At 35.8% G+C, this 26409-nt stretch carries 24 protein-coding genes, 2 CRISPR repeat arrays and 1 riboswitch; of the genes, 10 read left to right on the forward strand and 14 right to left on the reverse strand.

The annotated features are described in order from the left end of the window. The first annotated feature begins 12 nt into the window (after positions 1 to 12). From cas5b to COB47_RS11495, 3 genes are all read left to right on the forward strand, one after another. On the forward strand, positions 13 to 744 hold the full coding sequence (gene cas5b, locus COB47_RS11480) for a type I-B CRISPR-associated protein Cas5b (protein WP_013291509.1): 732 nt from the start codon (positions 13 to 15) through the stop codon (positions 742 to 744). After that, on the forward strand, positions 719 to 3190 hold the full coding sequence (locus COB47_RS11485) for a CRISPR-associated helicase/endonuclease Cas3 (protein WP_013291510.1): 2472 nt from the start codon (positions 719 to 721) through the stop codon (positions 3188 to 3190). The genes cas5b and COB47_RS11485 overlap by 26 nt, the downstream gene beginning before the upstream one ends. A gap of 825 nt (positions 3191 to 4015) precedes the next feature. Next, on the forward strand, positions 4016 to 4972 hold the full coding sequence (locus tag COB47_RS11495; protein ID WP_013291511.1) for an Rpn family recombination-promoting nuclease/putative transposase: 957 nt from the start codon (positions 4016 to 4018) through the stop codon (positions 4970 to 4972). Positions 4973 to 5674: 702 nt separating this feature from the next. After that, positions 5675 to 6900: direct repeats of the CRISPR family, unit length 30 nt; unit sequence GTTTGTAGCCTCCCCTTTGGGGATTGAAAC. Between the two features lie 140 nt (positions 6901 to 7040). Here the strand turns inward: COB47_RS11495 and COB47_RS11505 are convergent. Both COB47_RS11505 and COB47_RS11515 read right to left on the reverse strand, forming a co-directional pair. After that, the gene (locus COB47_RS11505; RefSeq protein ID WP_013291512.1) at positions 7041 to 8267 is read right to left on the reverse strand and encodes an RNA-guided endonuclease InsQ/TnpB family protein; all 1227 of its coding nucleotides are present in this window, start codon (positions 8265 to 8267) and stop codon (positions 7041 to 7043) included. Between the two features lie 731 nt (positions 8268 to 8998). Beyond that, positions 8999 to 10054 carry a DUF1848 domain-containing protein gene (locus COB47_RS11515; RefSeq protein WP_013291513.1) on the reverse strand — a complete coding sequence of 352 codons (1056 nt, stop codon included), beginning with the start codon at positions 10052 to 10054 and terminating at the stop codon, positions 8999 to 9001. A 1347-nt stretch (positions 10055 to 11401) separates the two neighbouring features. Here COB47_RS11515 and COB47_RS11520 point away from each other — a divergent pair. Further along, positions 11402 to 12205: a TspO/MBR family protein gene (locus COB47_RS11520; protein WP_013291514.1), complete on the forward strand. Its 804-nt coding sequence runs from the start codon at positions 11402 to 11404 to the stop codon at positions 12203 to 12205. 77 nt (positions 12206 to 12282) lie between these two features. On the opposite strand, the gene csx1 is transcribed toward COB47_RS11520, so the two are convergent. The 3 genes from csx1 to COB47_RS12725 all read right to left on the reverse strand — a co-directional run bounded on the left by csx1 (position 12283) and on the right by COB47_RS12725 (position 14272). Beyond that, a complete protein-coding gene (gene csx1, locus COB47_RS11525) occupies positions 12283 to 13704 on the reverse strand; it encodes a CRISPR-associated CARF protein Csx1 (protein ID WP_013291515.1) in 1422 nt (473 codons plus the stop codon). A 128-nt stretch (positions 13705 to 13832) separates the two neighbouring features. After that, positions 13833 to 14000, reverse strand: a complete 168-nt coding sequence (locus COB47_RS12720) for a DUF1848 domain-containing protein (protein ID WP_237698917.1) — start codon at positions 13998 to 14000, stop codon at positions 13833 to 13835. After that, complete coding sequence (locus COB47_RS12725; protein WP_041742594.1) at positions 14000 to 14272, reverse strand: DUF1848 family protein; 273 nt, start codon at positions 14270 to 14272, stop codon at positions 14000 to 14002. The genes COB47_RS12720 and COB47_RS12725 overlap by 1 nt, the downstream gene beginning before the upstream one ends. 312 nt (positions 14273 to 14584) lie before the next feature. Beyond that, a CRISPR array of direct repeats spans positions 14585 to 15016; the repeat unit is 30 nt; unit sequence GTTTGTAGCCTCCCCTTTGGGGATTGAAAC. Between the two features lie 139 nt (positions 15017 to 15155). Here COB47_RS12725 and COB47_RS11535 point away from each other — a divergent pair. Beyond that, positions 15156 to 15458 (forward strand): hypothetical protein, encoded by a 303-nt coding sequence (locus tag COB47_RS11535; RefSeq protein ID WP_013291516.1) that lies wholly within the window; start codon positions 15156 to 15158, stop codon positions 15456 to 15458. Between the two features lie 506 nt (positions 15459 to 15964). On the opposite strand, the gene COB47_RS11540 is transcribed toward COB47_RS11535, so the two are convergent. The 3 genes from COB47_RS11540 to COB47_RS11550 form a co-directional block, all read right to left on the reverse strand. Further along, positions 15965 to 16948: a hypothetical protein gene (locus COB47_RS11540; protein ID WP_013291517.1), complete on the reverse strand. Its 984-nt coding sequence runs from the start codon at positions 16946 to 16948 to the stop codon at positions 15965 to 15967. A gap of 66 nt (positions 16949 to 17014) precedes the next feature. Beyond that, positions 17015 to 17104: riboswitch (cyclic di-GMP riboswitch) on the reverse strand. A 109-nt stretch (positions 17105 to 17213) separates the two neighbouring features. Continuing rightward, on the reverse strand, positions 17214 to 18023 hold the full coding sequence (locus COB47_RS11545) for an SDH family Clp fold serine proteinase (RefSeq protein WP_013291518.1): 810 nt from the start codon (positions 18021 to 18023) through the stop codon (positions 17214 to 17216). 24 nt (positions 18024 to 18047) lie between these two features. Further along, positions 18048 to 18776, reverse strand: coding sequence for a rhomboid family intramembrane serine protease (locus tag COB47_RS11550; protein WP_013291519.1), 729 nt, complete (start codon positions 18774 to 18776; stop codon positions 18048 to 18050). A 256-nt stretch (positions 18777 to 19032) separates the two neighbouring features. Here COB47_RS11550 and COB47_RS11555 point away from each other — a divergent pair, with 256 nt between their 5' ends. Further along, positions 19033 to 19590: a biotin transporter BioY gene (locus COB47_RS11555; RefSeq protein ID WP_013291520.1), complete on the forward strand. Its 558-nt coding sequence runs from the start codon at positions 19033 to 19035 to the stop codon at positions 19588 to 19590. Here the strand turns inward: COB47_RS11555 and recD2 are convergent. From recD2 to COB47_RS11575, 5 genes are all read right to left on the reverse strand, one after another. Further along, complete coding sequence (gene recD2 / locus COB47_RS11560; protein WP_013291521.1) at positions 19520 to 21745, reverse strand: SF1B family DNA helicase RecD2; 2226 nt, start codon at positions 21743 to 21745, stop codon at positions 19520 to 19522. The genes COB47_RS11555 and recD2 overlap by 71 nt on opposite strands. Positions 21746 to 21794: 49 nt before the next feature. Beyond that, positions 21795 to 22307 carry a hypothetical protein gene (locus COB47_RS11565; RefSeq protein WP_013291522.1) on the reverse strand — a complete coding sequence of 171 codons (513 nt, stop codon included), beginning with the start codon at positions 22305 to 22307 and terminating at the stop codon, positions 21795 to 21797. A gap of 84 nt (positions 22308 to 22391) precedes the next feature. Next, complete coding sequence (locus COB47_RS12050) at positions 22392 to 22541, reverse strand: YvrJ family protein (RefSeq protein ID WP_013291523.1); 150 nt, start codon at positions 22539 to 22541, stop codon at positions 22392 to 22394. A 112-nt stretch (positions 22542 to 22653) separates the two neighbouring features. Beyond that, positions 22654 to 22866: a DUF2922 domain-containing protein gene (locus COB47_RS11570; RefSeq protein WP_013291524.1), complete on the reverse strand. Its 213-nt coding sequence runs from the start codon at positions 22864 to 22866 to the stop codon at positions 22654 to 22656. A gap of 58 nt (positions 22867 to 22924) precedes the next feature. Beyond that, on the reverse strand, positions 22925 to 23137 hold the full coding sequence (locus COB47_RS11575; RefSeq protein ID WP_013291525.1) for a DUF1659 domain-containing protein: 213 nt from the start codon (positions 23135 to 23137) through the stop codon (positions 22925 to 22927). A gap of 209 nt (positions 23138 to 23346) precedes the next feature. Between COB47_RS11575 and spoVAC the strand changes: the two genes are divergently transcribed. The 3 genes from spoVAC to spoVAE are packed head-to-tail and all read left to right on the forward strand — an operon-like array spanning position 23347 to position 25237. Next, entirely contained in the window at positions 23347 to 23805 is a 459-nt protein-coding gene (gene spoVAC, locus COB47_RS11580; protein ID WP_041742596.1) for a stage V sporulation protein AC, read from the forward strand. A 19-nt stretch (positions 23806 to 23824) separates the two neighbouring features. Continuing rightward, the gene (spoVAD, locus tag COB47_RS11585) at positions 23825 to 24835 is read left to right on the forward strand and encodes a stage V sporulation protein AD (RefSeq protein ID WP_013291527.1); all 1011 of its coding nucleotides are present in this window, start codon (positions 23825 to 23827) and stop codon (positions 24833 to 24835) included. A 48-nt stretch (positions 24836 to 24883) separates the two neighbouring features. Next, the gene (gene spoVAE, locus COB47_RS11590) at positions 24884 to 25237 is read left to right on the forward strand and encodes a stage V sporulation protein AE (RefSeq protein WP_013291528.1); all 354 of its coding nucleotides are present in this window, start codon (positions 24884 to 24886) and stop codon (positions 25235 to 25237) included. Positions 25238 to 25281: 44 nt separating this feature from the next. Here the strand turns inward: spoVAE and csx20 are convergent, their stop codons facing one another. Then, on the reverse strand, positions 25282 to 25680 hold the full coding sequence (csx20, locus tag COB47_RS11595) for a CRISPR-associated protein Csx20 (RefSeq protein ID WP_013291529.1): 399 nt from the start codon (positions 25678 to 25680) through the stop codon (positions 25282 to 25284). 494 nt (positions 25681 to 26174) lie between these two features. Between csx20 and COB47_RS11600 the strand changes: the two genes are divergently transcribed. After that, positions 26175 to 26357, forward strand: coding sequence for a type II toxin-antitoxin system HicA family toxin (locus tag COB47_RS11600; protein ID WP_013291530.1), 183 nt, complete (start codon positions 26175 to 26177; stop codon positions 26355 to 26357). Positions 26358 to 26409 lie beyond the last annotated feature (52 nt).

Here is a 26409-nt window from a genome sequence, read left to right on the forward strand (position 1 = left end):
AGGTGATGTGATATGAAAGTAGCTGTTTTTGATATCAAAGCCGACTTTGGTTTTTTTGGTAAGTTTTACTCAACATCCTCGCCAATAACATACCCCTTCCCACCATTCCCAACCATTCAAGGAATGGTGGGAGCCATCTTGGGACTTGACAAAAAAGAGTATCTTGACGTTTTAGAGTATGGTAAGTTTCGTGCGGGGATTAGAATCTTAAATCCTGTGAAAAAAATCAGAATAGGAATAAATCACATAGACACAAAAGAAGGAAGATGGCAACCTATAAAAACCAAAAACCGCCAGCCAAGAACACAGATGAGGTTTGAGCTTTTAAAAGATCCTTGTTTTAGGATATACGCCACACATACTTCAGAGAGCATTTTTTTTAAGCTTGTAGAGTTTTTGGAACAACACAGAAGTTACTTTACCCTTTCAATGGGTCTTTCTGAATTTCTTGCTGACTTTGAATTTGTTGGAGTATTTGAGGCTTTTGAAAAGGACATGCCAGACGATTATGTAAGCCTTTGTACACCAATTCCTTTAAGCTATTTAGACAGCAAAGCAGATACACCCTTGAGGTTTGAAGCTGGAAAAAGCTACTTTAAAGAGAGAATGCCACTTTACATGCTCACAACAAGAGAAGTTGTAAAATACGAAGACGTCATTTTCGAACCTACAGGAAAAGAACTTTTAGCAAGACCATCAAGTTATGTGGAGGTCCAAAATGGAGAGAACATTCTCTTGTTTTGATAACCAAAATCTGTCTGGACTTTTTTCTCATCCCGGCAAAGACGGCGGTATAGAAGGTGCAAAGCCATTAGAGGTTCATCTTGCAAACACCAGCATTTTAGCTAATTTTTTTGCTTCAGAAAAAAAATTAGCACTTTGTTCAACAAAGTTTCTTTCCCAGATTGCAAAAATTACAGCCTTGCTACATGACATAGGCAAGGCAACTTCTTTTTTTCAAAAGTATCTTTTTGACAAAAAGAAAATAAAAAGGAGGCTCACGCGGCACTCTCTTATCTCTGCTATCTGTGTGTGGGGAACATTAAACAGGCTCATTGAAGAAAAGAAAATCCAAGAGGACAAAGTTTTTGAAGGCTTTACTGCGATTTTAGCATTTTTTGCTACTTTAAAACACCATGGCGATTTAGAAGCAGCATCAGATATGCTCTTGCTCTCAGAAGACGATATAGAACTCTGCTATGAGCAGATTGAGAATATAGAAAAAGAGAAGTTTGACACTCTGATTTCTAATATTTCCTGTGTTTGCCCTGAAATTGGTTTTTTGACAACAGACACCTTAAAAGAATTTGTAGAGCATGCAAAAGATTCAATAAAGGTCTTTAAAAGAGGCTTCAGAAAGCTTTTTGACACAGAGATGAAATTCTTTTTCATGCTAAATCTGTTGTATTCTATCCTTCTGGATGCAGACAAAACAGAGGCAATATTTGGCACTCTGGTTGATATTCCGGAGCTAAATCTTTCTTACACCGATGTTGACAGTTTCAGGAGAAGAATTTTCAAGCCTGAAAACTTCGAAAATTCAATAAAAACCTTAAGAGACAGGGCTTTTGAAGAAGCAATAAATTGTGAGATTGACGAAAATAGACGTATCTATACACTCTGTCTTCCAACAGGGCTTGGAAAAACTATTATCTCTTTTGCTTTTGCGCTAAAACTCAGAGAACTTGCTCAAAATAAATTTGGTAGCAAGTTTAGAATAATTTACTCACTTCCTTTTTTATCTATCATTGAGCAAAATTATAACGCTATCTCACAGATTTTGAGCTTTTGCGGTTTTGACATAACTTCAGATATCATTTTAAAGCACCATCACTTAAGCGATATTGTCTACAAAACCAAAGATAGTTGTCAGGACAACCAAGAGGAAATCTTTGACACAGACGTTGCAAAACTTTTAATAGAAGGTTGGAACTCAAATATAATTGTGACAACATTTGTTCAGTTTTTGGAGAGTATTCTGACAAATAAAAACTCCAACATGAGAAAATTCCACAGAATTGCAAATTCAATCATCATTCTTGACGAGGTGCAGGCTATAAACTCAGAGTACTGGTTTTTGTGCAAGAACCTTTTTGAGGCGCTCTGCACCAGCTTAAACTGCTATATAATCCTTTCAACTGCTACAATGCCGTTTATTGTTGACAAAAGCAAGACCATCAGTATTGTAAAACCGGAGAACTACTTTGACAAACTTTGTCGAACAGAGCTGTATTTTGACACTAATTTTTCAAAAATAGGGCTTGAAGAATTTGTGGCAAACTTTGAGTTTGAAAAAGAACAAACTTACCTTTTTGTTACGAACACTGTGAGCAGTGCAAAAAACCTGTACAAGCTTATAAATCAAAGACTTCCTGACATGCAGCACAAAATTACAATTCTGACAACTCATATAATTCCAAAAGAAAGATTGAGAAGAATTGAGCAAATAAAGAATAAGAAATACAAAATTGTTATATCAACCCAGCTTATTGAGGCAGGGGTTGACGTTGACTTTGACCATGTTATAAGAGACATTGCTCCGCTTGATTCAATCATCCAGGCAGCAGGAAGAGCAAATAGAGAAGGCAAAAATGCAAAGAGCAAAGTAACAGTTGTTGAACTTGTGTCTGAAGAAAGAGGAAGACTTTTTACAACAGAGGTTTATGATAGTCTATTGATTGATGTAACCAGAAAGATTTTGAGTCAATTTCAAAAGGTGGACGAAAGTAAATTTGCAGAACTAATCCTTGAGTATTATAAAGAACTTGTAAGGCGTGGTGTTATTGAAACAACCAGTGATGACAGGGAAACATCCCAAAAATTTCTTGAGGCAATTTACAGACTTCTTTACACCTCATCCGACTGTGAAACAGCTGCAATCGGAAGCTTTAAACTCATCCAGGATGAACCTTACAAAGTAGATGTGTTTGTTGAAGCAGATGAGGAAGCAAAAATTATCTGGCAGAGATTTGCAAAAATTTGTGAGATTAAAGACATTTTTGAAAGGAAAAAGAGGTTTTTGGAGATTCGCAAAAGTTTTTATGACTATGTTATCTCTGTGCCAAAGACAGATAATATCCCTATCAATTTTGAAAACATTATACTCTATGTGCCATACAGCCAGCTTACTGACTTTTATGACCCGATGACAGGTTTTAAAACAAAGGGAGAAAGCTACCTCAGTTTTTAACTTTTTGCTTTCTCCCATAACTTTGAATTTACATTATTCAGCCTATGCTGGAGGTAACCCTACACCCTTTATCCATCTTCAAATGCTTCAGGGAATACTTGTATTGAAAATGTATAAGCATTGTTATATCTTATAAGCACAAAAATGATGTATTCTTATTTTAAGCAAATTTATTTCTCTCGATCTTTGATGGCAAAATTTTAACAAAAATTTGTATGCATTTTCAAGCTTGAGGTGTATTGGTTGATTTGATTTTCTTGCAGCTGCTGGATAGACTAAAGGGTGTGAGGTGGTTTGAAGTGTAAGATTCTATTTACAAACTTATTGAATTTTCATTTGTGAAATTTTAATATTAACTTTAACATTGTATTTACAGGATTTTTTGGTTTTATTTCCTTAGTTAATATTATCTTGATGTTTGGCAGGTTTTTTGGTGATTCTTATTGTCATATCTTCCCTTGGCAATTGCTATCTACCTATAAAAGAGAGCAAAACCGCCGGGGGCAACTGCAACTGGAAGTTTTCTTTCTGTATTGATTTTTTGACTTTGAAGCTTACAATAGAATTAAACTATTTATTTTTACATATTCTCTTTTATATTCCATGTGATATTTCTCAATACATCCTCAGGTTTGTAGCCTATCCGTTGGGGACTGAAATAGTCTTTACTGCTTTCGACATTGTAATGGTTTTGCAAAGGTTTGTAGCCTCCCCTTTGGGAATTGAAACGCAGAACTTTACTTCTTATCTTGGATAAGAAAATATGTTTGATATTATCCTTTTCATTTGTTATAATGTTCTTAGAAAAATCTTTGGGTGAAAATAATGAATAATCAGCTTCCTCACAACATAAATGACCTGGAGTACAAATACATATTCTCTAACAAAAGCATTTTTCTTAGGCTTTTAAAAAGACTTGATGAGATTGGAGTATTTAAAAATCTCACAGAAGACCAGCTTGAAAGAATTGATAAAAGTTACATCTTGCCAGACTTTTCTGAACAGGAAAGTGACATCCTCTATAAAGTCAATTTAAAAGAGAAAGAGATTATCTTTTACATTTTGTTTGAACACCAATCAACAGTTGACCATTCAATGTCAATAAGGCTTTTATTTTACATCACAGATTTATACAGAGACTATATCAAGGACTTTGACAAAGGAGAAATAAAGAAAAAGGGGTTTAGATTGCCAGCAGTTGTGCCGATAGTGTTTTACGATGGAGAAGACAGGTGGACAGCTACAACAAGGCTGAGGGAGAAGATTTTAGGATTTGAGGAGTTTGGAAATTGCGTAATTGATTTTGAGTACATATTGATTGACTTGAACCAAGCAGAAAGCATTTTGCAAGTGAAAGACATACTTAGCTTAATACTGAAGCTCAACAGAATTAAGAGATATGAGGAGTTAGAGAGATTATTTTTGGAGCTTAGAGAATATTTATGGGGGGCAGAAGAGAAGGAGATAGAGGTGTTGAAGGTGTGCTTGCCAGTTGCTTTGAGGGAGCTTGAGGATATAGAAGTTGAGGCTGCCAAAAGAGCAATTGATGAGACTGTAATAGGGGGTGAAAAAGCTATGCCACTATTTCAGAATTTGAGAAAGATAAGAGAAGAGTTGATTTTTGAAGGACTTCAGCAAGGACTTCAGCAAGGTTTTGAGCAAAGTAAAATAGAGACAGCTGAGAGGATGATTTTAAAAGGATACAAAGATGAGGAGATAGCAGAGATTACAGGACTTTCGCTTGAAAAGATAAAAGAACTTCGTGCAAAACACAGAAACTGATTGAAATTTTAAGATTTGTGGGGGCTGTTCAAAAATATCAAGCAGCAGCCCTTTTATTTTAGACTTAGAATTTGGAAGATACATTTTTGGGCTTTATTTCTTGTTTTGACAAAGCCTACTTAGGTTGAAAGATGTCTTTTAAATTTTATTCAAATTTAATCTCCCTTATCAAAGTATTGTCTTAGCTCACATTTTTTAAGGTTTTGCTGTTCCACCATTTATATATCTCTTCAAAAAATAATCTGCACATATCTTTATATACCCTATTCAAGAAAATGATTCAAAAAAGATTTTACCCCTAAGTCTTTGAAATTCTAAGCAGGATAAAAACAAACGTTGACATTTATAATTCAATTCAATTCAATTTTAATAACGAATGCAATATAAGCCAAATTTCTTTTTTAAAACTGCATCTTGGTGTATATATTTGCAAAATTTATGAATAAAATCGTCATTTTGACCAAAAGTCATTTCCGTCGATCTCAAGTGCAAAAATTTCGGGGTTCAATTTGGACACGGTTTCATTTAGATGTGGTAAGATTTTGAGTTGATTTTTGGCAGCTGCTGGATAGACGGAAGGATTCAAGAGTGTTTTATCGCTTGAATTTACTGAACTGTGTGCTGTTTTGATATGATGTACTGATATAAAAACATTGACACCATTGCATAAAGTTGATATAATAAAATCAAGCTTTCCAACGTGTTTGTAGCCTCCCCTTTGGGGATTGAAACCTATACTGAATATAACACCTACAAGCCTATCTACTGTTTGTAGCCTCCCCTTTGGGGATTGAAACTGAGGGATATATTTTGAGTGATGGGACTTTAGATGTTGGTTTGTAGCCTCCCCTTTGGGGATTGAAACTTCTCTACCTTAAGAACTTCTTCTAACACACTCCACAAGTTTGTAGCCTCCCCTTTGGGGATTGAAACTTTAATGTAAACATAACTTATACAGGTCGATTAGATGTTTGTAGCCTCCCCTTTGGGGATTGAAACACAATATTTTTATCAATACCTAAAAACACCTGTAAGGTTTGTAGCCTCCCCTTTGGGGATTGAAACATATGACAATTTGAACATCTAAAAGTTCCCATCCAGGTTTGTAGCCTCCCCTTTGGGGATTGAAACAAAAATGAAAATAGGGCGGAATTTTTACCGCCCGCCCCGTTTGTAGCCTCCCCTTTGGGGATTGAAACAGAAGGTGTAGATATTTTTTCAGAGAAATCAAAAAAGTTTGTAGCCTCCCCTTTGGGGATTGAAACATTAAACCTGTAAATACTCTTTGTAAAACATTTCCAGTTTGTAGCCTCCCCTTTGGGGATTGAAACTAACTTTGTGAAGTAGTTAAATAAACTTCTCCCTTGTTTGTAGCCTCCCCTTTGGGGATTGAAACACTTAAAATCTGCTGATATAATTGCATAATCTGTTCGTTTGTAGCCTCCCCTTTGGGGATTGAAACTCTTTTATAGCTTGCTCTAATTTCCCTATATCTTCTTTGTTTGTAGCCTCCCCTTTGGGGATTGAAACTTTTTAAAATTAAAAATCAACCCCTTTCAAAAATTTGTTTGTAGCCTCCCCTTTGGGGATTGAAACTGGTTATGAGCCAAATGTGCAGAGTTCGAAAAGAAGTTTGTAGCCTCCCCTTTGGGGATTGAAACTACAGAAGGTGGTTTTTGTTAAAATTGATTGTCGGTTTGTAGCCTCCCCTTTGGGGATTGAAACATTAACTCTTTAGTACTTACAAATTCACCATTAACAGGTTTGTAGCCTCCCCTTTGGGGATTGAAACAACTGTGTACATATAACTCCCTCTTTTCATTCTTCTAAGTTTGTAGCCTCCCCTTTGGGGATTGAAACGTGTCTCTTATAGAACATTTCTTTGGTATTAAAATATTGTTTGTAGCCTCCCCTTTGGGGATTGAAACTAAACATACCTAATCTCATCAGCCTTGCTCTTCTAAGTTTTTAACCTTTCTTTTGGGGAATTTTATGCAATGAAGAGGTGACCAAAGTGAACTACCATCCACCTAAAGAGGTGGAGGCTTCGTGAGAAGTTTGGTAGCAGCTAAGCTACCCTTATTCTCACAGGGTGGTTCACACACCCACTACTGACTATCTGCTTCTTTGCAGACTCGCCAGCTACCTTCGCAAGTATATTTAGCGCTCCATTTATATCTGCATTTACTACATACCCACAATCTTTGCACACGTATAGCCCTCTGTGCTTCCTGTTACTTTTCTCGACTGTCCCACACCTGTTACATCTCTGCGAAGTGTAACTCTCGTCCACTTCTACATACTCTAAACCATAATATTCACACTTCGCTTCTAACTTTCTCTTGAACCTTTCATATGGTATGTTCACAAAGTTTTGATTGTTTACAACCCCAAGATTTATTTTCTGCTTTATATCTTTCATTTCCCCAATAACTACTGTACCTATTTGATTGTTCAGACAATGCTTGATTATATAATTGACAGCTTGATTCAAAAAGTTGTCAATTATATGCTGTCTTCTAAGACAAATCCGAGCAAGTCTTTTGCCGTATTTAATATTTTGCTTGCTATATATCGACTGGAGTCTTGCCTTTTGTTTGTTATACCATCGGTTGACTGATTTTATATACCTGCCTTCTATTAAAAAGGCAGTCCCGATGGTATCAACTACTGCTGCAAAATTGTCAAGACCTAAATCTATTGATAAGTACCTGCTTTTATCAAGATTATAATTCTGTTCTTCTTCTTCTTCTTCTTCATACACATACTCAATCTCAAACCATTTGCCATGAAACCTTGGCACTATCCTGACCTCTTTTATCTTTTTGCCTCTAATGTTTTGTGGCAGGTCAAAATACAAGTACCTTACTCCAAATTCCTTGTAGAAATTTCTGCCAAGACTGAGTCTCAGTTTATTCCCTTCTACCTTGAACTGGTCTTTAGGAAAAACAATCTGGTACATCCCTTCCTTTGGCAGGTATGTCGGTATTGAAATTTTTTTATCTATTCTCCCTTCTTTTTTAGCTTTCAAAAGACTTAAAAAAGATTTAAAAGCTTCGTCCACAGAAATAAGAGTTTGCTGGGCAACCTGAGAAGGCAAAAGTCTGTAATTTTCGTTTTCCTTCACAAGATGATATACGCTTTCATATGGCAGATATTCCTGAGTTTTAAAATAGTGTTGCCTTATATGATACAAAGCATAGTTGTACAAGTTTTTAGAAAAGTGACATAACATACGCAGAAGTTTGTATGTTTGTTTGTCACATCTTATATGATTTTTCTGTGTTTTGTACATCTGAAATCACCCAAAAATATTGTATCATACTTTTAGCAATTCATCTCCCACCTTAAAGAGGTGGGAGTCTTCTTGCTAAATTTTTGATAAAAAAAGCTGGGCAACAAATCATTGATGCCAGCTTATGTGATAACCTATAAAGAAGGCAGTAGTTCTGCCCATCTGACTTGTTTTCAAACAGAAACAGAATTAGTCCCAAAAACATATCATGGCTCAGTTCAGCATCGGGTGAAATATTGCTCTAAAAATTTTTAAAATCTTCTGGAAGTGAAGTTATTTGCGATGCACATAGTTTATTTTTCGCTTCTTTTTTCTGTTCCTTAGTTAGTTGATGGTTGAAAATTAAAAACAGCTTGTTCACATTTTCTCTCTCCTACAAAATTGTTCTGGCACCAAAATATCAAACCAAAGGGATTGTCGCCTCATTTTGGTTCGGCCATAAAAAGCTATATTAAATCTATCTTATTAAGTCATAAGCTACACAATACAAATTTTCTTTAAAAAAACATTGAATTTTGGAATGTATAGTGTTTTTTATAAACCAAAGACGTGATTATTTGCTTGGCAGTTGAAAATAAGAACTGGTGTTGTGTGTCTTTGGCAGATGAAAGGCAACTTTGAGTATTTGCCTGATGGGAGAAAGCTTGCTGGGAGTAAAAAAATAGATCAAAAGATGGGTAAAAAAAAGAAAAAAGCAACTTCACAGCCTTTTTGTTTATTAAAAGTTTTTCTCAGCTAAAAATTGATCTTTTGAGCTTTGATATAATCCTTTCAAGTTTGCTCTGAGTATCATCTTTATCATCTATAAAACTCCTCTGAAATATTTCATTCTCCGATTTTCTATAATGTAAAATTTCATCAAGTTTAATAGGATATGACTTATCTTCTATTCTAATCCTAATCTCATCCCTTGTTAAATCAAGCCTGCTGCACAGAAGTGGTGAGTTTTCATCAAACATTTCCTTTACATTCTTTTCTATAGCCTTACGGTTATAGTTTGCATAGCAGTATGCGCAAAAGTGCATGCAAGTGTTAAAAATCCCCACATCAACACTCTGAACACATCCGCACGCAAGTCGCTGGTTCTTGTCTTTTTTAAAATCATACTTCTTCCCTCTCAGCTCCTCAATCAGCGCACCATCTATACAGTGGGCTTTTCTGAGACCAATTTTCTCTACATCAACCGCTTCGGCACATGTCTCCACAGAAAGCCCATACTTTTTGGCAATTTGCCCTACATTATAAAAAAGTTCTAACTTTTCGTCATCTGACAAATCAACTGCCTTGATTTTTTCCAAAGAAGGAACGGCACTTTTGTAAAAGTCAACATAACTGATTATGCACTTTGTAGTGAACTTGGATAGTTTTTCGCAAAGCTCTTCGAATTTCTCAAGATGGTACATCATATCCATCCTAGGTGTGATAATAATTGGGTCATATCGCCAGATGACTCTTTTGGGTCCAATTATATCTGATAGCCTTATAAATGTATCTATCAGAACATTCTTATCTGGCAGATTTGGCTCTAAATCTGTGTCGTATGGGTTTAGTGTAAATTGAAAGTAATATGTGTAATCTTTTAAGTATTCCAACTTTTCTAAAAAAGGTTTTGGGTTTTTTGTCCAAAAGACAATTGCATCAACATCTTCAGGAAAAAGTGAGATGGCAAAAACTTGGGTTGGGCGCATAGGATTTCGGAACATTGCAAAGCCTTGCAACAGCCTTTTTACAAACCACTCTCCAAAAAAGGCAGGAATGTCTGTTCTTCTGCTTGCACTAATTATCACAGAGTATCACCGCCTTTGAAATATTTGAGTAAACTTTTCTTTAATTTTTTTACCAGAATATTATAACACAAATTTTTGTTCGTCTCAAAATTTATATAAACCTTTATTTTTTAACATAGCCTTAGCAGATTCTCTTTTAAAATATTCTTTGCAATCTCAGGAGCCCTCTTTTTGAAATCTTCATAGGTTGAGATATCTCTTGCCATGCCAAAAATTTCTCATATAAATTTCGAAATTGATGACTTCAATTTTACAAACACAAAGTTGTATTTTCTATTCAGATTTTATGCGAAGTTTTTAAAAAGATAATTGAAATTTTGTGTATTAAAAATTGCTAATTTGCATCAAAATATTTATAATTAATGCTATAATATTTTCATAAGAACAGGTTGAAGAGGTATTTGGGATGAAAGAGAATCTTCCGAATTGTCCAAAGTGTGGCTCAAAAAAGGTTGTGAGAATTATCTATGGGTTTGTTCTTCTATTGTTAACTATGTTCATTTGAGATTTTTCAAAGACGAAAATATCCCATTTCATCCAAAGGCATATATTGTAGAATATCCCCATTGCAATGAAGACATATTTATGTCACTTACACGCGCTGAAAATTAACCTGAGGATGAGAATTAAACAACCAGCAGTGTCATTTTCATCATGGTGTACTAAGAATCTATTTAATCTATCTGCTCTATTCAAACACTCCTATTTCTCTCCATCCCTGTTCCTGCTGGAATTGATTTGCCTGGGTGGTAAATATGTCTTCACCACGTGCTATATCTGTCAACCTCAGGTGATAAAATTTTAAGGGTTGATTTGTATTCGTTTTCATGTAGATTTGGCATGGTTTTTGTAAAGTTTTTAGCAGTTACTGGATAGACGGAAGAGGTTGAAGTGGTTCTGTAGCTTGATTTTTGTGACTTGATTCGACTTATCCACAGATGTTTTGATATAAAAACATTGAAATAGGTGTTATAATCTTGATATAATAAAATCAAGCTCTTGAACGTGCTTGTAGCCTTCCCTTTGGGGATTGAGGAGAGAGGAAAGCCCCCTTTGGGGATTGAAACTCATAAATGTAACAGTTTAGAAATAGTGATTAGAATTATATTACCTAAAAAAGTAAAGTCGCCTATGAATCGTATATCAATGTAAATTGGATGAGAAAAAAGCCCTCAATGCCTAACGACAAATCAAAAATATCTTTCAATATTTTTTACCCTGTTGCATTTAACTTTACAACAAACAAAATTTTTTATTTTAAATTTTGCATGTTATTTTTCCCTTATTTTTGGGTATTTAAGAATTAGCTATTTTTAAAAACTTAACTTTGTAAAGGAGAATTTCTTCATGGAAAGGAAAAGAAAAGCTATCATAAGCGGTGTTCTTTTGGTAATTACTTTAATTGTAAACGCACTGGGATCAATGGGAATTATAAACGGAAATTCACAAAAGGCTGTGTCTGACAAGTATCAAACTTTGATAACTCCATCTCCGTCAACATTTGGTATATGGGGTTTGATTTATTTGCTTCTTATAATTTCTGTTGTGCTTATGATTTTCAAACACAATGACGATTATTTTGCAAAGGTAATTGACAGCATAACATATCTTTTCTGGCTTTCGTGTGTACTGAATATTATCTGGATTGTATTTTTCTCTTATGAGATGCTTGGGCTTGCAACAATTGTAATTCTGGGGATGTTAATAACACTGACACTTATTGTGAAAAACATTAGCAAAATGCAGACGCAAAGAAGACGTCTTCTACCCTTAACATTTGGACTTTATTCAGGATGGCTTTTGATTGCAACTGTGGTTAATATTTCAGCATGGCTTGTAAAACTTAAGTGGAACGCCTGGGGAATTTCACCTGAAATCTGGGCAATTGTTGTTCTTATTATATCCATAGCTTTATCCACGATTATAGCTCGAAATATAAAAAATGCGGCATTTATTCTTCCGGTTGCATGGGCATATTTTGGAATTTACAACAACCTCATCTCTGCTTCTGGATTCAACAACAAATTTATTGTTTTGCCAAAGATAGCTATAATAGGTTCTGCAGTTTTGATTGCTATATTTGCAATAGAGTTTTATAAAAACAAATATTGTATAACACCAATAGTTGAATCTGAAAAGAAGGTAAAATAATGCTGATTGTGAAATAAAAAGAGGCTATCTAGCTGTTTGCCTTGATAGCCTCTTTTTTTGATTTGTTTATTTATTTTTTATTCTATCCTTGACTTTAGCCAGCAGTTTATAATGTTCATGTTAGTGTTATGTGCGTACCTTACAAATATTTTTCCTTCATTCATTCTCACTTCTGTTACATTCCTTTCAAATCCACTGTGTGCAAAATAATTTCGCTCATCAGGGTCAGTTTGAGAAGATGAAGGACTGATTAATTTATAAAGTCCTGTCCAATTTTTGATATCATCTAATTCATTTAAAAACTTTTCTGTATTGGAAATTTCATTGCCAAGCATGACATAGTTTGTAGGAATTTTGAATATATCGTAAATACCAATAAAATTCTTTTTGATAGTATCAAGTTCAATTCCTCTATCTTGGCAAAACATTGTTATGTTGAACATTTCAAGCACCCTTATAATACCCAAATAAAATCCAAGGCTTAGAAGTGCTTTAAGGTAAGCACCTTTGTCAAGGTAAGCTGAACTTTTAAAATCTTTCAAAAGCTTTTCTTTAGCATTTTCTATGAGCTTTAAAATCTCTTCAATAACCTCTCCTTCACTGTGATAGTGCTGATAGTAAAGATACAGCGGAACATTGTTTTTGATTGCAGAAAATAAATAACAAAACATCTCTACCTTTTCTCTGAGTTTTTTCCTCTTTTCTCTTATTTGTTGTTTTATTTTAGTACCTTCTGCTCCTTTTGGAACATCTTTAGGTTCAGAATATATATTTCTCAAAAACGAAAAATTGTGCTCTGAAGCTTCTTTCCTATTTATAAGTGAAGCAAAAAAAGCTGTAAAATTCTGTTTTTGGATATGTATCTCGTAGCTGGAAGCTGAACTTCCCAGGATAGGATCTGAAAAGCTTATATATATCTCAGGCACATTTTTTTCGTCAACCCAGTGCATAAGATACGAAAAAACTGCAAAATGTCTTGATGCTTCAAGCATAGCTGATATGTATATGTTATGCCCGCTTGATATATCAATGTAAAGTCTTTTAAATGGTTCTTCTAAATACCTTTTGGTAATGTCAAAAAGAACCTCAAGAACAATATCGTCATAGCTTGCATCAAGAGATATTCCCATATATTCACCAAGTGAATGAACAATAAGCTTATCATCTCTTTTATTCTCAAGATTTATTTTGCTGATAAAATCATCTGGATTTTTCAAATACATTGAAGGAGTTTCAAAAATTGATAAAAGCTCAGATTTCATACTATCCGGTGTAATATAATTAACAAACTTATTGTTAAAGACAATGCTCACAGGATAAACAAGAACTGTCTTTGCTTCAAAGCCTTTTTGCAAAAGAAAGTCTTTCAAAAATAATGAAGAAAGTTCTGCCCAATTGCTATAATCCACTTTTTCGCCGTGAAAATCTTTTATAAAAAAATTTTTGACTGAATCTTTCGGATTGTCAAACCTGCCAACTTGATATATCAATGCTTTCAATCCGGTTTACTCCTTTCACAACAAAAAGTTAATACCTTTTTTATCTTAAATTATACCTGAATCTTTTATATATGAAAAGTCAAAGAAAATTTATCTTATAAAATCTAAAAAGTTGCTAACTTATCTTTTTACCTTTTCAAATACTTCTGTACCTTGTTCATTATAGAGACTTTGCTAAAGTTTGCATAGTAGTATGTGCAAAAATGTTTATACGCATTAAAAATCCATATATCTACACTCTGAACACAGCCACATTCTTTTTTTCTGGTTGCTATCTTTTTTGAATTCTTTATCATCAACAAACCATTTTTCTTTTCTCAAATTTTTTTATAAGCTCCCCATCCACACAGCGAGCTTTGCCAAGGCCTATCTCTTCAACCGGAACCTCCTCTGCGCAAGTCTCTATTTTGAAATTATATTTTTTGCCAATATCCCCAATTTGCTTTGAAATATTAAATATTTTTTCTTTTGGCAGAACAAGGACACCATTGCTTTTTGAAGCATTCTCTGCCTTTATGCAAATTGCGCAATTAAAATTCTGTACTGTTTTAGTTTTAGTATTCTCCATATCAACTTGATAGACAATTGCAAGTTTATACTAAAATTTGAGCTTTATTTGTCATATTTATGCTTTTTGACTAAAAGTCATATCTGTCGACCTCCGGTAGCAAAATTTTTAAGCTCATATTGTATTCGGTTTCGAGCTTGCAGTACGTGGACTTGACCAAACTTCTGGCATCTGCTGGATAGACGGAAAGGTTTTATGGTCTTTTGTCCCTTGATTCTTCTGGGCTGATTTAAATTTTCCACAGATGTTTTAATATAAAAATATTTACAGAGGTATATAATCTTGATATAATAAAATCAAGCTCTTGAACGTGTCTGTAGCCTCCCCTTTGGGGATTGAAACTAGTACCATCCACCATACAAATCATAATCATAGTCAGTTTGTAGCCTCCCCTTTGGGGATTGAAACTAGTACCATCCACCATACAAATCATAATCATAGTCAGTTTGTAGCCTCCCCTTTGGGGATTGAAACCCTCCTACTCATTTTTTTAACCAGCCCGATTAGGGCTGGTTTGTAGCCTCCCCTTTGGGGATTGAAACAATATTTTTTTGTTGCTGACACTGTCCCATACTTCTGTGTTTGTAGCCTCCCCTTTGGGGATTGAAACTGCACAGATATACCAGATTCCAAACTGGAATGCGGTGTTTGTAGCCTCCCCTTTGGGGATTGAAACAAAGAAAAATCAAAGTCCAAAGGTGCACTCATACCCAAGTTTGTAGCCTCCCCTTTGGGGATTGAGGAGAGGGAAAGCCTTTTCTTTGGGAATTGAAACTCAGGATTTTTGCACACGACTAATGTTATTTTAATCTAAACTTAACATTTCCTCTAACAAACACTTGCATATTTCTGATTGAAATGTTATATTTTGATTGAGGAGGGGATGAAGATAAGCGATATTAAAATCATCCAAGAGGATATTAAACACGAAGTTGGTATTGACTTGATATGCAGCCTTGCAGGTAAACTTACAAATATAAAAATTAACATTGAAGACTCAAATCTCAACGAAGAAGATAAAAAGCGAAAAATTGAAAAACTTGAAAAACTTATAGCTACTCTCTGGAAAGAAAGAGATGAAGCATACAGAGGAAACAAGGACACCATCGAAAGAGCTTACAACATATATGCTATATTTTCAGATCTAATCTCCAAAAACAAGTCAAGTTTTGTAGAGATCTTGTAAAAAGAGCTGAAGAGGAGTTGAAGAAAACTTAAAAAATCTGAGCAAAAAGAATGTAGATAGATTTTTGGAATGGCGGTATCGCATTATACGACCAAGGCTTTCTGAAGAACAAAAGATTTTAAGGCTGGCAAACTTTAAGGTAAAATCGAAGCTATAATAGAGGTTGCGAAAAGACTAATACAAAAGGGATTTAGCGATGAAGAGGTTGCTGAACTTACAGAACTTCAGATTGAAAAGGTTAAAGAGTTGAGAAAATCCATAGTAAATTGAAAAAAGTAAAATTGATATAGCTATATTTGAGGTGAAATAATGGTCATGGATATAATTAAATATATTAAGATGGAAGCCGAAATTTTAGATAATTTAGAAGAATAAGTAAACTAAATCATAAACAAAAAGGGACTAGTTCCGGTCAAAACGTTAGAACAAGTCCCTTTTTATCTTTATTAAAATACCACTGTCTCAATCTTTTTTGCCACCATATATCTTAACGCGCAAAGATATTTTTACATTTTCATAACACTTGCAAGATGATGAACAGCAAATCCAATATTTGTATATCCTTTGGAATCAAAATAAGCTTTAACACTGCTTAGCTCACTGTACATTGTTGCAAGCCCTTCTTCAAAAAATGTAACATTCTCACCTTCGCTCGATGGCTGTGTTTCTACAGAAATTACAAGTCTTTTACCAAAGTTTTTTGCATAACCTGCTTCATTCTCAGCAATTGCTATAATCTCATGACTGCTGTCTCTGTATGCCATGATGTTTGTCCAGCTTGTTTTTGAAATTACCCACTGTGCAAGATTACCTGAGCCATAGTTATTAGAATAATATATCTCATCAAACCAGAAGGGTATATCAAATACAACCGGAAGATTTAATCTTGCTGCCTGTAAAACTGCCTCATCAACAAAGTTCTGATAGTTTAAAATTACATTATCTCTTGCCGTGTTCCACTCAGCGTTTTGATAAGGCTCAACATCAAGGTGAATACCACAAAACTTTTCGTTCTCTGATACACTCAAATTATAATTCTCAACCCATCTGATGAAATTATAAAACCCTTCTCTTTTGTCCTGCCATATCCATATACTATCCCCAGACAGCGCATATACATTTATCCCATAAGATGTAGCAGAAGATACAAAATCTCTGTAATACCTTAAATCAAGAGTACTATCAATCTGAAGATATAACTCAGAATATCCATTTATCCGCAAATAGTTCAAAATCTCATCTTTGCTGCTTACAATTAACCAAGGGTTCCAAAGCCATGTACCAAAACCTGTGTTATTGCTGGATATAGCCGTTTGAGATGGCTGCTTTGTTTCCTCTTGAGATACAGGAGTCTGCTCTGGCTCAGATATCTCATAAGACTGTGTTTTCTTTAGACCTGCAATCTGTCTTTTCTTTGCTGCAAATGCCATTGCACTTGAAATTGATAAAATTAATAAAATAATAATGAAGACTGAAATCAATTTTTTCATATCAAAATACCTCCTTATATGGAGTTTATTATCATAATTTTTTGCTGGAACTCCATATAAGGAGTTCCTGGCAGCCTGGCAACCATAGGGGGTTTTTCCCCCGACAGGCCCATGGCTTTGCGCCCACAGGTTTCCCTGTGTTTGCCTTTTTCAGGAATATCACTTTAATTTTTTAACAATTTAAATTATACTCTTTTTATTTTCAAAAATCAATTTCAAAATTTCTGAATTGTCTGCTGCATTCAACTCTTTTATCTCTGAGGATTTATTTTCTTGGCACCCACAGATAATCGACAGAAGACTTTTTGTTAACAGGTTGCGGATATAAACACATGAGCTGTTTTATTTCTCTATCCATATCGCATCTTACTTTTAACCCCAGTTCTTTTGCCTTTTCATATGTTATTGGAAAATCATGTGTGTATTTGCCCTCAACAAGCTCTTTTGCTATGTTTTGAGCAACATCTTCAGGGTAGTTATCAGAAAGAAGTTCTAAAACAGCATCTTTTGTCTGCTTTAAAGCCTTTCTTGCAATGTCTGCTAAAATCAATGTTTTGTCATCAACCTCATTCAATGTCTTTTGTTTTACAACCTCAAGGATAGACACTGCCGGAAATTCCCCAATCTGAGGATCAACAGGACCTAAAACCGCATCCTCACACATAACTATCTCATCTGCAGCAAGAGCAATGAGAGTCCCGCCCGACATTGCATAGTGAGGAACATGAACCGTAACCTTCCCTTTATGTCTTTTTATTGCTCTTGCTATCTGGAGCGAAGCTAAAACAAGCCCACCCGGTGTGTGTAGAATTATATCAAGTGGAATTGAGGGGTCAGTCATGTTTATTGCCCTTACGACTTCTTCTGAGTCGTTTATGTCAATGTATCGGTACACCGGAAAACCAAGAAAACTCATTGTCTCTTGCCTGTGAACAAGAAGAATAACTCTTGAACCTCTTTTTTTCTCTATTTTAGCAATAAGCTTTTGTCTTGCAGATTCAAGCATTCTCTGTTTCATAACTGGCTGAAGTGAACTTGCTATGATGAAAAATATCAGCAAATCCCAAAAACTCATGTCATACACTCTCCTTTTTAAATCTTAATAATATCTGTAGTAAAAAATCTCATCATCGAAAAAATTATGATATCTGCGATACTTCTTTTTAAAGAAGTTGACAGTCAGCGCTCCAAATACAAATCCGCCAATGTGAGCCCACCAGGCAATTCCACTTCCAAACACAGGTCCAAACAGCTCAAGAATCCCGGACGACACCTGTGATAAAAACCACAAACCAAGGTAAAACACAGCTGGAATTTCAATAAACAGAGGGATAAATCCTATTGGAATTAGAGTAACAATCCTTGAAAGTGGGAACATCAAAAAGTACGCACCCATAACACCAGATATTGCCCCTGATGCGCCAACAATCGGAACATTTGAGTCTGCATTAAAAAACCAGTGGGTATAGGCTGCAAAGAATCCACTCAGAAGATAAAAAATCAAAAATCTGAAATGACCTACCCTGTCTTCAACATTGTCACCAAAAAGCCACAAAGACCACATGTTAGATATAAGATGCATCCAGCTTCCATGCATGAACATTGAACACATTATTGGAAATATGGAATATACAATCGCAACTATTAAACCATGCGAGAGAGCATGAGAAAAACTGTCAGGAACAAATGCATATTTTAAAACAAACTCAGAAGCTGCTTCAGGTGGAAGTGAAACCTGGTATAAAAAAACAAGAATGTTTACCGCTATCAAAAACCATGTCATAAAAGGTTTTTCCCTGCTCGGGATAGTATCTCTCAAAGGAATCAAGCTTTTTTTCCTCCTTTTCAAATTTAAAATTGATGCTACATTATTAAATACCCATTTTAGAAACATTATTATACATATTATATCAATTTATTTGCCAAAAATAAAAGAAGGCTAACAGAATTTTGCCGAAAATTATCGAGCGTTGCCGAAAATTAAAAATTTGGTCAATTTTAATTGTTGACAAAAGCCTCTTATTTTGCTATTCTATTTGTAAACCTGATTTAATAATATGGTTTACATTGGGGGTAGAAAAATTATGTCGCAAAATGTTGAAATGGTAACTAAAACAAGAATGATTATTTTATCTGCTCTTTTTGCAGCAATAACTGCCATTTGTGCTCAAATTAAGATTCAAATAGGACCAGTACCTTTTACGATGCAGGTTTTTGCAATTTTTCTGGCAAGTTTGATGCTCACTCCAAGGTATGCATTTTTGAGCCTTCTTGTATATGACCTTTTAGGGGCTGTTGGTGTGCCTGTATTTGCCGGCTTTTCCGGCGGGCTATCTAAATTTGTTGGACCCACTGGTGGGTATTTGATAGCATTTCCGATTGCAGCGTTTGTTACAAGTTATATAAATACAAAAAAGCCAATAAAAAATGAGGCAGCAAATGCCTCAGTAGCACTCATTTTAGGGCTTGCAATTATCTACATCTTTGGATTTTTGTATCTCTCGTGGGCTGCACACATGACACTCAAAAAGGCTTTTGCCGTAGGTGTTGCACCGTTTATAATCCCAGATATTATAAAGCTCGCACTTGCATATTTTCTTGCCCGCGCAATAAAAAGTCGCAAAGTGCTGAATATCGCATAGCCTCTTTTTGGTTTGCTATCATGTATTCAAGCGCGCTTTTTTTACCCACCAACACAACAAGTTCTTTTGCTCGTGTTACGGCAGTGTAAAGAAGGTTTCTTGTCATCAAAATGGGGTAGGTCTCAACAACAGGCATCACTATGCACCTGAACTCTGACCCTTGCGATTTGTGAACAGTCATTGCATATGCAAGTTCTAAATCGTCAAGCAGCGAAAAGTCATAATACACAAACTTTTCATCGTCAAACAGGATTTCCAGCACACCTTGCGCCCTGTCAATATCTTTGACAACTCCAATGTCGCCATTGAATATCCCTGTTGAGACTTTGCCCTTCTCCTCTCCTTGTAAAATCTCATATTCAAGTGAATAGTTGTTTTTTACCTGCATGACCTTGTCTCCAACTCTGAACAGGTTTTCTTTATAAGCATACTCTTTTTTAGAAGGATGAGGTGGGTTTAAGTACTGCTGCAGCACACGATTTAAGTTGTACATCCCAACAATCCCTTTTTTTGAAGGACACAGGACCTGGATGTCTGTCATCGGATCGCACGAAAGATAGTTTGGAACCTTTTTTATCACAAGTTCAATTACAGTTTTTAAAATCTCTTCCTGAGAGTTTTTCTGGATAAAATAAAAATCGCTCTCCTTTTGAAGATGTGGAAACTCACCTCTGTTTATCCTGTGTGCATTGAGGACTATAAAGCTATTTTCGCTCTGGCGATACACCTCTGTCAAAGTGGTGCAAGGTACAATTTCGCTTTTTATAAGGTCTTTTAAGACATTCCCTGCACCAACAGATGGAAGCTGGTCTTTGTCTCCAACAAGCACAATTCTTGTTGTCGGTTTTGTTGCAGCAAGAAGATAGTTCATCAGGAAACTGTCTACCATGCTCATTTCATCCACCACTATAGCATCGCATTTTAAGGGATTATTTGGTCCTTTTTGGAAAATAACATGTGTGTCTAAAACTGTCATTTCCAAAAGTCTGTGGATTGTTTTTGATTCTCTTTCGCAGGCTGCCTGCATCCTCTTTGCAGCTCTTCCTGTTGGTGCACAAAGAAAAACCTTTTTGCCTTCACCCTCGAAAATTTGAATAATGCATTTTATTATTGTTGTCTTTCCTGTACCAGGACCTCCTGTGATAATGCTAACGCCTTGAGTCAGTGCCATCTTGATGGCTTTCTTTTGATTTGGCGAAAATGCAATACCGTTTTTTGCTTCAAACTGAGAGATCTTTTCATCTATATCAGCAATGTCATCATATTCTTTTAGCATTGACAGGATTTTATCTGCTATATACTTTTCACACTCATAGTAACCGTACAAAAACACCATCTTTTGAGATTCAACTTCATCTTTTACAATTCTTCTTTCTTGAGCTAAAACTTCAAGCGCATCTTCTATTTTTTCCACTGGAAGGTCAAGAGTTTTTGAACAAACCTGTTTGAGCCTATTTTCTGGCAGGCAGGTATGCCCTTCACTATTTGCTGCCAGTGTCAAAAGATTAAGTATCTTGGCAGATATTCTTCTTCCGTCATCTGGCATAACTCCCATGTCAAGTGCAAGCCTGTCAACCTTTTTAAAGTCAAGCTCTGGGAACACTTCTAAAAGAAAATATGGATTTTCCTGTAAAAGCGACAGAGCAGAAAATCCATAAAGTTTAAAAAGTCTCATTGCATGGTTCTGTGAAAGCCCGTACTGGGAAAAGATTGACATGATATCTTTCAAAAATTTTTGGAATGCAAACATATTCCTTATTCGCTCAACCTTTTCGGGTGTCATGCCGCGAATACTAAGAAGCTTTTCAGGCTCTTCCTGCAAAACTCTTGCAGTGTCATCTCCAAAGGTATCAACAATCTTCTTTGCAGTCTTCTGCCCGATACCTTTTATTACTCCAGAGGAAAGATAAAGATATATCTCATCCTTTGTCTGCGGCAGAAGTTTCTCAAGGTAGCTTACTTTCAGCTGCTGACCGTAAACAGGATGAACATAAAACTCACCGTATACGCTCACCTTTTCACCGATAGCAATGTCTGGAACTATCCCTACTGCTGTGAACACCTCATCGTCGCAGATTATCTCAAACACCGTATAGCTATTTTCCAAATTCCTGTAGATTATATCGCTAACCATACCTTGAATGTTTTGCTGCATATTTTCATTGCTTCTCCTTCAAAAATTGCAATTTACCTGCTACATTATTTTACTCCAATCCAAACACATTCACAAGCTCACACTCTTCTTTTATTTTAAGCGCACCCTGTGACCATACTCCTTGCAAATAATCTGTTATAACAGAAGCAAGAGTAATTCTTTTTTTGAAATACTTTGCAGAACCAAGACAGCTTAAAACTGCACCGCATCGCAAAAGCATCTCAAAGCCCTCGCCTTTATCGTCAATTTTGAATATCTGACTTATGTTAACATAACCAAAGATGGGGTCTGTTTTAACAATTGCTTTTCTTGTTTTTACAGGAATAAAGGTGGCATCCGGAAGAACAATGGGAAGAAGATTTTTCTGACCAATTCGCTGTGAGATAAGTTTTTTGATTGCCTGACAGTCTATTGCATAAAGTGAATATAGCTTTTTAGAAAAACTTCGAATTGACATTGGCACAACCTTCTTTTCGCCACTTAAAAAAAGAATTAGCACACTATCACCATTTTCTGTGTAGTGTGGTACAAAATATATAATATCTTTTGGAATACTGTTCATAATAAATATCACCATCCTGAAAAAGGCTTTATTTTCCATATTTTTAAAAGCACACTTCTATTATACCGAACACTCTTTTGCATGTCAATTGTTTTTCATCTGTAGTATCTTTTCAGAGAGCTTATCAATGCTGTCAGAGAGCTTGTCTATCTTGCTTTCAAACCTTGTGAGAAGATAAATGCAAAGCACAATTGGAAAGCCTATGTTGGCAATATTGGCAATCAAATCCTGCATATTTTTCACCTCCCAGTTTGAGTTTGTTATGTACATTTAAAAGTTTTTTAAAAACATGCCGACCTGCCAAAGTTCAAAAGGTCAGGTCGGCACGCTTTTTTTGAAAGTTTTTTTATTTTCCGATTAAAGTGTTTACCTCTCTGTCAACAATTCTTGCTGAAACTTTTTCAACAATTGGGCTTGATGTTACAAATATGTTCTTTTGCACAATCAAATTCATCACACTGTCAACCTCGGCAGCAGTAAGGTTTGGTTTTGGTTCTGGAATGGAAAGTCTGAATGTCTTGCCGTTTTGAAGCCTAAATGTCAAAACCAGTGTGAGCATTTTTACTTTCACCTCCTTTCTGCTATTTTTTTGAGCTCTCAAAAGCTTGAAACGTCAATTAGTATAAAAGCTCAAAGTTGTTGCTTCTTATAATTGTGTACAGCGGCTTTGACTGAAGGCTTGCAATTGCCTGGCCAACTTGATACACATCCATATCTTGGGCATCTGGCTTGATATCAAAAGAGAGTGTCTTGAACCTTATTTTGCCAGTGGATGTCGTGCCGTTTTCAAGTTTAAGCTGCAGCAAGCCTACAAGTGGTTTTGCTGCCATCTTCGCCTCACCTCCTTTCTGCCTTTATTTTAAACCCATTACAGTAGTGTTTTCAAAAATTATTCGAATGTTTGTTTGTAAAATCTGATTGATATTTTAAACCAAATTTCAATCAGACTATTTCAAATCTCGCTTGGTTGTGAATAAATCTCAAAAAAATTTAAAATAATATCATCTTGAGGTTTTGTTTGCGGGGGGTGCTTTGCAAAGTGAACATCAAAGATAAGAAAGCCTGTGAATACCAGGCACTTGTAAAGGCAAACGAGCCAAAGACAAACTCTTTCAAAAACTGCATCTTGGCATTCTTAGTTGGCGGGGCTATCTGCGATGTGGGTCAGGCGTTTTTGAACCTCTACAGCAGCTTTTTCCCAAATGATGAGGCTCAAGTTCTGACATCCATAACCATGATTTTTCTTGGAGCTTTTCTGACAGGCCTTGGAGTGTATGATAAAATTGGTACTTTTGCCGGAGCAGGTTCTATTGTCCCAATCACTGGTTTTGCAAACTCTATTGTCTCTCCTGCTATTGAGTACAAAAAAGAAGGGTTTGTGTTCGGCGTGGGAAGCAAGATGTTTTTGATAGCAGGACCTGTTCTTGTATATGGAATTTCCACATCCATACTGGTAGGGCTTTTGTACTACCTTGTTAAAGTATTTCCTGGGATATGAAAGTGAGGTTACCATCACAATGAAGCTGGGAAGGTCAACATACAGATTTGAATCAAATGTGACTATCTCCGACTGTTTTACAGTTGTTGGGAAAAAAGAGGGACAGGGACCTCTTTCAATATATTTTGACATGGTCATTGAAGATGAGTATGCAGGACAAAAGTCTTGGGAACTTGCAGAAGGAAAGCTTTTGAATATTGCAATTACAAAGCTTGTGCAAAGAGCAGGGGAAAAGCCTGATAACATAGACCTTATCTTAAGCGGTGACCTTTTAAACCAGCTGTCAAGCTCACACTTTGCTGCAAGAGATTTGGATATTCCTTTCATTGGCATATACGGCGCATGTTCTACCTTTGCCTTGAGCGTTGGACTTGCTTCAATATTTGTAGATGGTGGCTTTGCAAAAAATGTAATTGCCGCAACATCCTCTCACTTTTGCTCTGCCGAAAAACAGTTCAGATACCCCTTAGAGCTTGGCACACAGAGACCTCCAACATCCCAGTGGACTGTAACGGGAGCTGCCGCCTTTTTGATAAAGCCCGAAGATAGCCTCCAAAGCCCCAAAATCACACACTTTACAGTTGGCAGGATACTTGATTTTGGGATAAAAGACCCGAACAACATGGGAGCTGCAATGGCTCCCGCTGCGTTTGACACTATAATGAGGCACTTTTCTGACACAAAGAGAAGTTTTGAATACTATGATATGATAATCACAGGTGATTTGGGGTATGTTGGAAGAAAGCTTCTCGATGAGCTTTTCAAAAAGGAAGGGATAAGATTTTCTTCTGAGCTTTTTGACTGTGGAATTTTGATGTTCGACCCAGAGACTCAAAATACAGGTGCCGGTGCAAGTGGATGTGCTGCCTCTGCCTGTGTATTCGGCGGGTATCTTTATAAACTTTTGCGTGAGCGCACATTTGAGAGGATTTTGATTGTACCAACAGGTGCTTTGATGTCTCAATCAACTGCTTTGCTTGGTGAGAGCATCCCTGTGATTGCCCATGCCCTTGCCATTGAAATGGTGTAGTAAAATTATGTTTGAGTTTAAGATTTTGCATAAAGGAGCGATAGAAAAATGGAGTATTTGAGAGCTTTTTTGGTTGGCGGGCTTATCTGTGTTGTCGGACAAATTCTCATTGACAAAACAAAGCTGACATCTGCAAGAGTGCTTGTTTTGTTTGTAACGCTCGGGGCAATTTTGCAAGGCCTTGGAATATATCAAAAGCTAGTTGAGTTTGCCGGGGCGGGAGCAACAGTGCCCCTGCCCGGCTTTGGATATTCTTTGGCAAAAGGTGCTATCGAAGAGGTATCTAGAGTTGGCCTTGTTGGAGCGTTCACAGGTGGCGTTTCAAGAACAGCTGGTGGCATCTCTGCTGCAGTGTTTTTCGGGTATGTAATTTCGCTTATTTTTAATCCAAGGAGTAAATAGCAAAATTCAGTGCAAATTTGTGTGCATGTTAAATCAGCCTCTTTTTACCTGCACAGAATGTATCTTCTAAACCTCTCATGTTTGAAAACCTTGAGAAGTTCCACAGAACCATCAGGTTTTACAATTTCTTTTGCCACCCTTTTTGTTGTTGCGTAAATTGGCACAAATCCATTTTTAAAACACCAGCTCACAAGGTAAACTGTTGCTCCAAAATCTCCTTGAACAAGGCAAAAGTTCTCCTGTTCACCTTTATTTTGAAGTAAAAAATCTGTTATTTCTTTAAACATTTCTTCCCTCAGCTCTACATCTGGTGGAATGTTGCTCCAAAACTCCTGAAGCTTTAGCGGAAGACTTACAATTTCTTCAACCTGTAAAACTTCTCTTGCCTCTTTTTCTTGCTCTTGAGAAAGCTGGTGATTGAAAATTAAAAACATTTTGTTCAATGTTGTCACTTCCTTTTTCAGATTTTTGCTAAATTCAAATTCCTTTTTTATAATATCACACTTTACTTAGTTACAAAGCTCAAAAAATTTGCGATTTTACATATTTTTATTAACCGCCAGGATATCTTTACTTTATATACCTTTTATGTCATGTTGTTTTTTGGTATTTTAGATTTTGTACCTGGTAAATCAAAGATTTTTTGAATTTTGTATTTTCCAATTGCTGTCGACCTGCAATCCCCCAAAAACCCCTGGGGGTCGACAGCAAAAGGAAATTTTTAGCACATTATGTCCCCATATAACAAAAAAGCCCTGCTATTGCAAAGCTTTTTTATTGTCTTTCTAAGCCCTGTCACCTGCAGTGCGCAAGGCAGCATATCAACACACTGCTATCATCCATATAAAGTGAAAAAACTTTTCACGGAATTTTATTAAAATTTGTTGACATGTGTAATTAACACGTGTTACAATATAACTGTAAGGAGGAGGTGAATTTGAAACCCAAAGAACTAATAAAAATACTTAAAAAAGATGGCTGGTATGAAGTTCGACAGAAAGGCTCTCACAAACAGTTTAAACACCCTATTAAAAAAGGTTTAGTAACAGTCCCATATCACAACAAGGAACTTGACCCAAAAACATTAAATAGTATTCTTAAGCAAGCTGGATTAAAATAAAAACCTGCTGCTTAAGATATTAAAATAGAAGTATACAATTTAGAGGTAGACT

The sequence above is a fragment of the Caldicellulosiruptor obsidiansis OB47 genome (assembly GCF_000145215.1).
Lineage (GTDB): Bacteria > Bacillota > Thermoanaerobacteria > Caldicellulosiruptorales > Caldicellulosiruptoraceae > Caldicellulosiruptor > Caldicellulosiruptor obsidiansis.